Genomic DNA, 10574 nt, shown 5'->3' with positions numbered 1-10574 from the left:
GCGAGCCGAGGACCCGGTGTTGAATCCGATCGAGACGCCCGCGATGAGAGCACCGAGACCGGCGAGCACGAGGATCGAGCCGAGGACGATGTTGCGGTAGCTGAGCGCGCGACTGGGGGCCGTGACGACGTCGGCGTCGTTACTCATGAGATGGCGCTCCATCTCGTCCAGCAGACGCTGCTCCTGTTCGGAGAGTGGCATGCCTTCCCCCTCTATTGCTGAGTACGGTCGATTCTACGCGGGGCGAGGATCACTAGGCTAGGCCCGTGCCGACCTCCCCGGAACCGATCGAGGCTGTTTCTCAGCGACTCGACAAGTTCGTATCTGAACAGATATCGTACGCCTCCGGCCTGGGGGAAGAGGCCGAGAAGATGGCACGCGCGGGCGCTTCCTCGCTCCGCGGAGGCAAGCGCCTCCGCGCCCGCTTCCTCCTCACCGGGCGCCGCGCCGTCGAGGAGATCTCCGACACCGCCTCGACCGCCCCCGACGCCGCTGCGATCGGCGTCGCCGCCGCCCTCGAGGTCTTCCAGGCGGCGGCCCTCGTGCACGACGACCTCATCGACAACTCCGACACCCGGCGCGGACAGCCCGCCGCTCATCGGGCACTGCAGACGGTGCACACGGATGCGCTCTGGGCCGGGGATTCCGAGGCTTTCGGGCGCTCCGCCGCGATTCTGCTCGGCGACCTGCTCGTCGCGTGGAGCGACGACCTGCTCGAGGAATCGCTCGACGGCGTCGCCACGGCGGCGGCCACCCGGCGGCAGTACGCGCACATGCGTCGGGACGTGACGATCGGGCAGTTCCTCGACGTCGCGGAGGAATCGGCCTACGCCGTCCACGCGGACGAGGACCACGCCGATCGCGCGCTGCGCGTCGCGTCCTATAAGTCGGCGCGTTACAGCATCCAGAAGCCGCTGCAGATCGGGGCCGCTCTCGCCGGTGCCGACGACGCTCAGCTCGACGCCCTCGGCCGGTTCGGACACGACATCGGCATGGCGTTCCAGCTGCGCGACGACGTCCTCGGCGTCTTCGGCGACAGCGCCGTCACGGGCAAGCCCTCCGGCGACGATCTGCGCGAGGGCAAGCGCACGGTGCTCGTCGCGTACGCACGGCAGGCACTCCCCGACGACGCGCGTGCCGACCTCGACGCGATGCTCGGGGATCGGACCCTGGATGCCACGCGCATCCGCGATCTGCAGGAGACGATCGTCGCCACGGGCGCTCTCGCCCGGACGGAAGAACTGATCGCCGAATACGAGCGCCGGGCCGAGCAGGCGCTCGACGGCGCGCGACTCGGGGCCGGAGCGGTCGAGGAACTGCGCGCGCTCGCGCGCGCCGCCACGCAGCGGACGTCCTGAGGCGTCCTCCGCCCGAGTTCGGGCGAGTGCTCAGGCGCTCAGGCGCTCAGGCGCTCAGGCGCTCAGGCGCTCAGGCGAGCGTGGCCGCGACGCGGCGCACTTCGCTCTTGCGCCCCGCGAGGAGCGCCTCGATCGGGGCGACCCCGATGGTCTCTTCCGGCGTGAGCAGCCAGTCGATCGTCTCGTCGGCGTCGAACCCCGCGTCGTGGAGCACGATGATGGTGCCGCGCAGCGACGGAAGCGGGCGACCGTCGACGATGAACACCGCGGGAACACGCAGCACGCCGTCCCGACGCGAACCGACCAGGTAGTTCTCGTCGAGGAGGCGGCGGACGCGTCCGAGCGGCTCCCCCAGCACGTCGACGAGGTCGGGGAGCGTCAGCCATTCGGTAGGGAAGCGGGGCGTGTCGGTCACCTTGCCACTATCTCATCCCGCGGCCGTCGGAACGACGCCCCAGGACCGTCCGTCACATCCGTCACAGGCGCCTCACGCGTTGACATCCGTCCCGCACCGTGCGACCGTGGCGGGCAGTCGGAAGAACGGATCCCCCACCATGCGACGACTCCCTGCTCCTCTCGCGCGCCCGCGCGCCCTGACGGTCTGGCCCGCCGCGGTCGCCGGCACGATCGCGCTCGCCCTGTCGGGCGAGAACGCCGCGCACGCGGCGCCGCCCGCGCCCGCGCTCGCCGCCGTCCCACCCGCGCCGCGGACGCTCGGCCTCCCCGTGCTCACGGCCGTCCCCGCGGCCTCCACGTACACCGTGCAGCCCGGTGACACCGTGTGGGCGATCGCCCGCGCGCACGGCCTCGACACCGGCGCCGTCCTCGCCGCGAACGGCCTGGATGCCGGGAGCGTCATCCGCCCCGGCCAGGTACTCGCGCTCGTCGCCGCGGAGGCGGCTCCCGCCCCGTCACCGATCCCTGCCGCCCGCACCCACGAAGTGGTCCCGGGCGACACCGTCTCCGCGATCGCGTCCGCCCACGGCGTCTCCATCGATGCGGTCCTGACCGCGAACGGCCTGACCCGGGCGTCGATCATCTACCCCGGCCAGACGCTGGACGTCCCCGCGCCCGGCGCGGCCGCGGCCACCGCGAGCGTGGCATCCACGGCACCGGCGACGGCTCCCGGGCTCGACGCCGAGCAGTCCGACAACGCCCGCCTCATCATCCGCATCGGCCGGGAACTGGGCGTCTCCGACCGTGGGATCGCGATCGCCCTCGGCACGGCGATGCAGGAGTCGTGGCTGCGCAACCTCGACTGGGGCGACCGCGACTCGCTCGGCCTGTTCCAGCAGCGGCCGAGCAGCGGCTGGGGCTCCCCCGAGCAGATCCTCGACCGGGAGCGCGCGACCCGCGTGTTCTACGGCGGCGCGGGAGACCCGAACGGCACGACGACCCGCGGCCTCCTCGACATCCCGGGCTGGGAGGGCATGGCGTACGCCGACGCCGCGCAGGCGGTGCAGATCTCCGCGTACCCCGATCGCTACGCGCAGTGGGAGTCCGCGGCATCCGTCTGGCTGTCCGTTCTCGGCTGATGCGAAGGTGAGCCGCTCCCCGGCCTCACAGGGGGCGCTCCGTAGACTCGACCCGTGAGCACGAGTCAGCAGGCCGACCCGCTGATCGGCCGTCTCGTCGACGGTCGATACCGGGTCCGTGCGCGCATCGCGCGTGGCGGCATGGCGACCGTGTACGTCGCGACCGACCTGCGTCTGGAACGACGGGTCGCGCTCAAGGTCATGCACGGCCACCTCAGCGACGACACCGTGTTCCAGAGCCGGTTCATCCAGGAGGCCCGGTCGGCCGCGCGCCTGTCCGACCCGCACGTCGTCAAGGTTTTCGACCAGGGCCAGGACGGGGACATGGCGTACCTCGTCATGGAGTACCTGCCGGGCATCACGCTGCGCGAACTCCTGCGCGAGCACAAGCGCCTCACGGTCGATCAGACCCTGACGATCATGGATGCCATCCTCTCGGGGCTCGCAGCCGCCCACCGGGCCGGCATCGTGCACCGCGACGTCAAGCCGGAGAACGTGCTCCTCGCCGAGGACGGCCGCATCAAGATCGGCGACTTCGGCCTCGCCCGGGCGACCACCGCGAACACCGCGAGCGGCGCGCAGCTCATGGGCACGATCGCCTACCTCGCGCCCGAGCTCGTGACGCGGGGAACGGCGGACGCCCGCAGCGACATCTACTCGCTCGGCATCATGCTCTACGAGATGCTCGTGGGCGAGCAGCCGTACAAGGGCGAGCAGCCCATGCAGATCGCCTACCAGCACGCCACCGACTCCGTCCCGCGGCCGAGCGCGAAGAACTCCGGCGTTCCCGAACAGCTCGACGAGCTCGTCCTGTGGGCCACCGAGCGGGAGCCCGCGGAGCGACCGCTCGACGCGGGCGCCATGCTCGCGCGCCTGCGCGAGATCGAGAAGGAGCTGGGGCTCGCGCCCCAGGTCGCCCGCGCCGTCTCGGTCGGAACGGTCACCGCGAGCGCGTCCGAATCGCGCGAGCTCACCAAGGTGCTGCCGCAGACGGCGGTGGCCCCGTCCGTGCCCGTCGACGACGTCGACAACGCGACGCGTCTGCGTCAGCGCACGCGCCGACGCACGACCCGCGGGATCTGGCTGTTCGCGCTCGTCCTGCTGCTCGCGGCGGGAGCGGCGGGAACCGGCTGGTGGTTCGGCTCGGGTCCGGGTTCCCTGGTCGCCGTGCCCGACGTCTCGCGCATGAGCTACGCGGATGCCGAGACCCTGCTCACCCAGGAGCAGCTCGCCGCCACGCAGCAGGAGGTCAATGACCGCGAGATCCCGGCGGGGACGACGGTCGGGTCGGACCCCGTGGTGAACACGCGCCTGGACAAGGGCACGGTCGTCACCGTCTACGTCTCGATCGGACCGGCGTCGCACGACCTGCCCGAGCTCGCGGGGAAGAGCGCGGAGGAGGTCAACGGCATCCTGGAGTCCGCCTACATCGGCGTGTCCGGGACGACGCAGGAGTTCACGGATGCCGGCGCGGGGACCGTGCTCGGAGCATCGGTGACCCCGCGCGCCGGCGGTGACGCGATCGACTGCACCAAGGGCTGCACCGTGCACGAGAACGACGCGGCCGCACTCGTCGTCTCCCTCGGACCGATCCCCGAAGTCGCCGGACTCACGCAGGCGCAGGCCGAGAAAGCGATGAGCGACGTGCAGCTGAAGACGCAGACGTCGGAGCAGTACAGCAACTCCGTCCCCTCGGGCACGGTCATCGGGATCAACGACCGCGAGGGCGGCGGAAACTGGCGCCCCGGCGAGACCGTCACGCTCAACGTCTCGATCGGACCGAAGCCCGTCCTCATCCCCGAGAACGTCGTCGGCATGACGATCCGCGAGGCGGTCAACACGTTGAAGGGCCTCGGGTTCGACGTGAACGCCGGCATCGACGACGGCACGCTCCCTCTCGGCTTCAAGTACTGGGACATCTACAAGGTGCGCTCCACCAACCCCAAGGCCGGGACCATGGCGCCGCAGGGCAGCACGGTCACCCTGACACCCACACTCTAGAAACGAGTGACGCCCCCGACCGTGCGGTCGGGGGCGTCATCCGATTCGGCTCAGCGGTTCTCGAGCTCCTCGGCCACGAGGAACGCCAGCTCGAGGCTCTGACGGTGGTTGAGGCGCGGGTCGCACAGGCTCTCGTAGCGCGTCGCGAGGGTGGCCTCGTCGATCATCTCGGAGCCGCCGAGGCACTCGGTCACGTCATCGCCGGTCAGTTCGACGTGGATGCCACCCGGGTGCGTGCCCACCTGGCGGTGCGCCTCGAAGAACCCGCGGACCTCGTCTACGACGTCGTCGAAACGCCGCGTCTTGTAGCCCGTCGGCGTCGTGATGCCGTTGCCGTGCATCGGGTCGGTGACCCACAGGGGCGTCGCGCCCGACGCGCGCACGGCCTCGAGCAGCGGCGGCAGGGCGTCGCGGATCTTGCCCGCGCCCATGCGCGTGATGAACGTGAGGCGGCCGGGCTCGCGCTCGGGGTCGAGCTTGTCGATGAGGGCGAGCGCCGTCTCGGGCGTCGTCGTCGGGCCCAGCTTCACGCCGATCGGGTTGCGGATCTTCGAGAAGTAGTCGACGTGCGCGCCGTCGAGCTCGCGCGTGCGCTCGCCGATCCACTGGAAGTGGGACGACGTGTTGTACGCGAGGCCCGTGCGCGAGTCGATGCGGGTCATCGGGCGCTCGTAGTCCATGAGCAGACCCTCGTGGCCGGTGTAGAACTCGACGCGCGTCAGCTCGTCGAAGTCGGCGCCGGCGGCCTCCATGAACTTGATGGCGCGGTCGATCTCGGTCGCCATGCTCTCGTACGCCTGGTTGGCCGGGTTGCTCGCGAAGCCCTTGTTCCAGCTGTGCACCTCGCGGAGGTCGGCGAACCCGCCCTGCGTGAAGGCGCGGATGAGGTTCAGGGTCGACGCGGCCGTGTGGTAGCCCTTGAGCAGACGCGCGGGGTCGGCCTTTCGCGACTCCTCGGTGAAGTCGTAGCCGTTGACGATGTCGCCGCGGTACGCGGGCAGCGTCACGTCGCCGCGGGTCTCGGTGTCGCTCGAGCGGGGCTTGGCGAACTGCCCCGCCATGCGGCCCATCTTCACGACGGGCATCGACGCCCCATACGTGAGGACGACCGCCATCTGGAGCACCGTCTTGATGCGGTTGCGGATCTGCTCGGCGGTCGCGCCGGCGAACGTCTCGGCGCAGTCACCGCCCTGCAGGAGGAACGCCTGACCGGCGGCGGCCCGAGCGAGACGGTCACGGAGGATGTCGACCTCGCCCGCGAAGACGAGCGGAGGGAGGGTGGCCAATTCGGCGGATGCCGCGGCCACAGCGGCCTCGTCATACCACTGGGGCTGCTGCTTGATGGGCAGGGTCCGCCAGTGGTCGAGGTCGTGGAGCTGCTGATTCACCCCTGAAGTCTAGTGGCGGGCCGCGGGAGCCTTCGCCGCCTGGGCACTGGCCAACCGGTCCTTCACCGTCGACGCGTAGACGTCCTCGTAGCGCTGTTCGCCGAGGCGCTGCAGCGCCACCATGATCTCGTCCGTGACCGAGCGGAGGATGTAGCGGTCGCCCTCCATGCCCTGGAACCGAGAGAAGTCGAGCGGTTCGCCGATGACGATCCCGACGCGTCCGACGCGCGGAAGCCGCTGGCCGATGGGCATGACCGCGCCGGTGTCGACCATCACGACGGGGATCACCGGCACGCGCGCCTCGAGCGCCATGCGCGCGATGCCCGTACGGCCGCGGTAGAGGGTACCGTCGGGGCTGCGCGTGCCCTCGGGGTAGATGCCGAGCAGCTCGCCGCGCCCGAGCACCCCGAGACCGGTGTTGAGGGATGCCTCGGACGCCTTGCCGCCGGAGCGGTCGATCGGGAGCTGGCCGGTGGCGGTGAAGAACAGGCGCGTCGCCCAGCCCTTCAGTCCCTTGCCGGTGAAGTAGTCGCTCTTGGCGAGGAACGCCATGCGGCGGTCGATCATGAGCGGCAGGAAGATCGAGTCCGAGAACGACAGGTGGTTGCTGGCGAGGATCGCCGCGCCCTCGCGCGGGATGTTGCGACGGCCCACGATCCACGGGCGGAACACGGCCTTGATGACCGGTCCGATGACCACGTACTTCATGAGCCAGTAGAACATCGTCAGCGCTCCATCCCCGCGAGGTCGGCGACCCCGATGAGACCGGCGTCGTTGCCCAGTCGCGCGATCGTGAACTCGGCCACCGGACGTTCACCGTACCCCGGAAGAGAGGTCTCGTACGCGAGCTTCACCGGGACGAGGAGGTCGTCGCCGAGCTGCGCCACTCCCCCGCCGATCACGAAGAGCTCGGGGTCGAGGACGGCCTGGAATCCGCCGCACGCCTCGCCGAGGGCGGTGGCCACCCGGCGCAGGGCCTCGAGGGCTCCGGGATCGCCCGCGAGGACGAGACGCGACACGGCGGGGCCGGGGATCGCGCCCTTCTCGGCGCGCACCGCGGCCAGTGCCGCGCCGATGCCGCCCTCGTCCGCGATGGCGTTGGCCTCTCGCTGCAGCGCGCGCCCCGAGGCATACTGCTCGAGGCATCCGTTCTGTCCGCACCCGCACGGGTGCCCGCCGCGCACGAACCGCAGGTGGCCGAGCTCGGCGCCGATGCCGTGGCCGCCGCGGAACAGCTCGCCGTTGGTGACGACGGCGCCGCCCACGCCGGTGCCCATCGTCAGCATGACCATGTCGCGGACGCCCTGGCCCGCGCCGAAGCGGTACTCGCCCCAGCCCGCGGCGTTGGCGTCGTTCTCGATCGTCACCGGCGTGTTCAGCCGGCCCTCGAGCCGCGCGCGGAGCGGCTCGTTGCGCCAATCGATGTTGGCCGCGTAGATGACGGTGCTGCGGTCGCGGCTGATGAATCCGGCCGCGGCGACGCCGATGGCGTGGACGTCGTGGCCGCGCCGGAGGTGCTCGGCCATGTCGACGACGGCATCCACGAGGGCGACGGGATCGATGGGGGTGTCCACCCGGAGCTTCTCGACGATCGCGCCGTTCTCGTCGACCACCCCGCCGGCGATCTTCGTGCCGCCGATGTCGATACCGATGTTGAGCACCGCACTCCCCTTCTCGGCCCGCCCCGCGGCTCGGCCCGCAGCAGTCTAGCCATCGGCGCGCGACGACGCGGACCGCCCGGCGCGCCCGGGGCGCGGTCGGAACCTACGACTAGACTCGATGGACCGCTGAACGCTCTTTCCGGTACACAAAGGAGTTGCCGTGATCCAGTTCGACCATGCCCCCGTCGTCCCCGCCGATCCGACCGCGAACGTTTCCGATCTGCTCGCCGAGCGCGTGGCCGCCACGCCCGACCGGGCCCTGTTCGCCGTGCCCGACGGCTCGGGCTGGCGCGAGGTCTCGGCGCGCGATTTCGAGCAGCAGGTCATCGCCCTCGCGAAGGGCTTCGTCGCCGCCGGCATCCAGCCCGGTGAGAAGGTCGCCTTCATCGCCCGCACCACGTACGACTGGACGCTCGTCGACTTCGCGCTGTTCTATGCCGGCGCGGTCATGGTGCCGGTGTACGAGACGAGCTCGCCCTCGCAGATCTCGTGGATCATCTCCGACTCGGGCGCGATCGCCGCGGTCGTCGAGTCACCCGAGCACGGTCAGCGCCTCGACGAGGTGCGCAGCGACCTGCCGCTCGTGCGCGACGTCTGGGCCATGCACGCCGGTGACCTCGACGCCCTCGTCTCCCGCGGGAAGGAGATCGAGGATGCCGAAATCGCCCGCCGCCGCGCGATCGCGAACAGCTCCGACATCGCCACGCTCATCTACACCTCGGGCTCGACGGGCCGCCCCAAGGGCTGCGTCCTGACGCACGGCAACTTCGTCGAACTCGCCCGGAACTCCGCCAAGGCGCTGCACGAGGTCGTCGAGACGCCGGGCGCGTCGACGCTGCTGTTCATCACGACCGCGCACGTGTTCGCCCGCTTCATCTCGCTGCTCAACGTCCACGCCGGCGTGAAGACCGGCCACCAGCCCGACACCAAGCAGCTGCTCCCGGCGCTCGGATCCTTCCAGCCGACCTTCCTCCTGGCCGTCCCGCGCGTGTTCGAGAAGGTGTACAACTCGGCCGAGCAGAAGGCCGAGGCGGGCGGCAAGGGCAAGATCTTCCGCGCCGCCGCCGCGGCCGCCGTCGAGCACTCCGAGCGCGAGCAGCAGGGGAAGTCGATCCCGCTCCTCCTGAAGATCAAGTTCGCCCTGTTCGACCGGCTCGTGTACTCGAAGCTCCGCGAGGCGATGGGCGGCCGCATCGTCTACGCCGTGTCGGGGTCCGCTCCGCTCGGCCCGCGGCTCGGACACTTCTTCCGCAGCCTCGGGGTCGTGATCCTCGAGGGCTACGGCCTCACCGAGACCACGGCCCCGGCGACCGTGAACCTCGCGACGAAGTCCAAGATCGGCACCGTCGGCCCCGTGCTGCCGGGCGTGAGCGTGCGCCTCGCTGACGACGGCGAGATCCAGGTGCGTGGCATCAACGTCTTCTCCGAGTACTGGCGCAACCCCGAGGCCACGGCCGAGGCGTTCGACGGCGACTGGTTCAAGACGGGCGACATCGGCGCGTTCGACTCCGACGGGTTCCTCTCCATCACCGGGCGCAAGAAGGAGATCATCGTCACCGCCGGCGGCAAGAACGTCGCGCCGGCCGCGCTCGAGGACCCCATCCGCGCCAACCCGATCGTCGGCCAGGTCGTCGTCGTCGGCGACCACAAGCCGTTCATCTCGGCGCTCGTGACCCTCGACACCGAGATGCTGCCGACGTGGCTCGCGAACAACGGGCTGCCGGCCGACATGTCCCTCACCGAGGCGGCGACGAACGAGAAGGTGCGCGCGGAGGTGCAGAGCGCGATCGACCGCGCCAACACGCGCGTCTCGCGGGCGGAATCCATCCGCAAGTTCACGATCCTCCCAACCGAGTGGACCGAGGCGAGCGGGCACCTGACGCCCAAGATGAGCATCAAGCGCAACGTCATCGTCAGCGACTTCGCCGACGCCATCGAAGACATCTACGCGGTGCCGATCAACACCACCAACGTGTCGCTGCCCTGACGGGCCGCGAGAACGCGCGCCGGAACGAGAACGGGCCGATCCTTCACGGATCGGCCCGTTCTCATGGCATCCCCTGTCTCAGGGCAGGATGCCGGTCAGAACCAGTCGCTCTCGCGGATCTGCCGCATCGCCTCGCGGCGCGTCTCGGCGGGGAGACGCGAGAGGTAGAGCTTGCCGTCGAGGTGGTCGGTCTCGTGCTGCAACGCCTGCGCGAGCAAGCCGTCGCCCTCGAGCACGACCTCGTTGCCGTCGAGGTCCATGCCGACGACCTTCGCCCACGGGTAGCGCAGCGCGTCGTGCCAGAGGCCCGGGACGGAGAGGCATCCCTCGCCCACGAGCTCGGGCTCGCCGCGCGTCTCGACCAGGACGGGGTTCAGCACGTACCCGATGTCGCCGTCGATGTTGTAGCTGAACGCGCGGAGTCCCACGCCGATCTGCGGCGCGGCGACGCCGGCACGGCCGGGCGGCTCGACGGTGTCGACGAGGTCGCGGACCAGGGCGCGGATGCCGTCGTCGATCTCCTCGATGGGCGCGCTGGGGGCGCGCAGGACGGGGTCGCCGAACAGGCGGATCGGGCGAACCGTCATGCCACGGCCGCCGGAACGCGCAGGCCCTCCACGACGGCCGCGGCGAGCTCGCGCGCG

The 10574-nt window shown here is 70.7% G+C and carries 10 protein-coding genes; 4 read left to right on the top strand and 6 right to left on the bottom strand.

Features of this window, described 5'->3' with window-relative positions:
- A partial coding sequence (locus I5G_RS09465; protein ID WP_022878846.1) for a DUF3040 domain-containing protein occupies positions 1–201 on the bottom strand: 201 nt, incomplete at its 3' end.
- A 65-nt stretch (positions 202–266) separates the two neighbouring features.
- Here I5G_RS09465 and I5G_RS09460 point away from each other — a divergent pair.
- Positions 267–1358 (top strand): polyprenyl synthetase family protein, encoded by a 1092-nt coding sequence (locus I5G_RS09460; protein WP_022878845.1) that lies wholly within the window; start codon positions 267–269, stop codon positions 1356–1358.
- A gap of 70 nt (positions 1359–1428) precedes the next feature.
- On the opposite strand, the gene I5G_RS09455 is transcribed toward I5G_RS09460, so the two are convergent.
- On the bottom strand, positions 1429–1773 hold the full coding sequence (locus tag I5G_RS09455; protein ID WP_022878844.1) for an Rv2175c family DNA-binding protein: 345 nt from the start codon (positions 1771–1773) through the stop codon (positions 1429–1431).
- 139 nt (positions 1774–1912) lie between these two features.
- Here I5G_RS09455 and I5G_RS09450 point away from each other — a divergent pair, with 139 nt between their 5' ends.
- Together I5G_RS09450 and pknB are read left to right on the top strand one after the other, a co-directional pair.
- Positions 1913–2893 (top strand): LysM domain-containing protein, encoded by a 981-nt coding sequence (locus tag I5G_RS09450; protein WP_022878843.1) that lies wholly within the window; start codon positions 1913–1915, stop codon positions 2891–2893.
- Between the two features lie 54 nt (positions 2894–2947).
- Positions 2948–4894 carry a Stk1 family PASTA domain-containing Ser/Thr kinase gene (pknB, locus tag I5G_RS09445; protein ID WP_022878842.1) on the top strand — a complete coding sequence of 649 codons (1947 nt, stop codon included), beginning with the start codon at positions 2948–2950 and terminating at the stop codon, positions 4892–4894.
- 50 nt (positions 4895–4944) lie between these two features.
- Here the strand turns inward: pknB and I5G_RS09440 are convergent, their stop codons facing one another.
- The 3 genes from I5G_RS09440 to I5G_RS09430 are packed head-to-tail and all read right to left on the bottom strand — an operon-like array spanning position 4945 to position 7943.
- Positions 4945–6282 carry a class II 3-deoxy-7-phosphoheptulonate synthase gene (locus tag I5G_RS09440; protein WP_022878841.1) on the bottom strand — a complete coding sequence of 446 codons (1338 nt, stop codon included), beginning with the start codon at positions 6280–6282 and terminating at the stop codon, positions 4945–4947.
- A 9-nt stretch (positions 6283–6291) separates the two neighbouring features.
- Complete coding sequence (locus tag I5G_RS21630) at positions 6292–7005, bottom strand: 1-acyl-sn-glycerol-3-phosphate acyltransferase (protein ID WP_022878840.1); 714 nt, start codon at positions 7003–7005, stop codon at positions 6292–6294.
- A 2-nt stretch (positions 7006–7007) separates the two neighbouring features.
- Positions 7008–7943, bottom strand: a complete 936-nt coding sequence (locus I5G_RS09430; RefSeq protein ID WP_022878839.1) for an ROK family glucokinase — start codon at positions 7941–7943, stop codon at positions 7008–7010.
- 160 nt (positions 7944–8103) lie between these two features.
- Here I5G_RS09430 and I5G_RS09425 point away from each other — a divergent pair, with 160 nt between their 5' ends.
- On the top strand, positions 8104–9930 hold the full coding sequence (locus tag I5G_RS09425; protein ID WP_022878838.1) for a long-chain fatty acid--CoA ligase: 1827 nt from the start codon (positions 8104–8106) through the stop codon (positions 9928–9930).
- A gap of 95 nt (positions 9931–10025) precedes the next feature.
- On the opposite strand, the gene I5G_RS09420 is transcribed toward I5G_RS09425, so the two are convergent.
- Positions 10026–10517 carry a peptide deformylase gene (locus I5G_RS09420; protein ID WP_022878837.1) on the bottom strand — a complete coding sequence of 164 codons (492 nt, stop codon included), beginning with the start codon at positions 10515–10517 and terminating at the stop codon, positions 10026–10028.
- Between the last annotated feature and the right edge of the window lie 57 nt (positions 10518–10574).

Source organism: Microbacterium sp. B19, from assembly GCF_000333395.1.
GTDB lineage: Bacteria > Actinomycetota > Actinomycetes > Actinomycetales > Microbacteriaceae > Microbacterium.
Note: the sequence above shows the minus strand (reverse complement) of the source record. Positions and strands in the feature narration are given on the sequence as shown.

Coding starts and splice junctions, on each gene's coding strand:
- I5G_RS09450 (WP_022878843.1), top strand. CDS start 1,913: ATGCGACGACTCCCTGCTCCTCTCGCGCGCCCGCGCGCCCTGACGGTC.
- I5G_RS21630 (WP_022878840.1), bottom strand. CDS start 7,005: ATGTTCTACTGGCTCATGAAGTACGTGGTCATCGGACCGGTCATCAAG.
- I5G_RS09420 (WP_022878837.1), bottom strand. CDS start 10,517: ATGACGGTTCGCCCGATCCGCCTGTTCGGCGACCCCGTCCTGCGCGCC.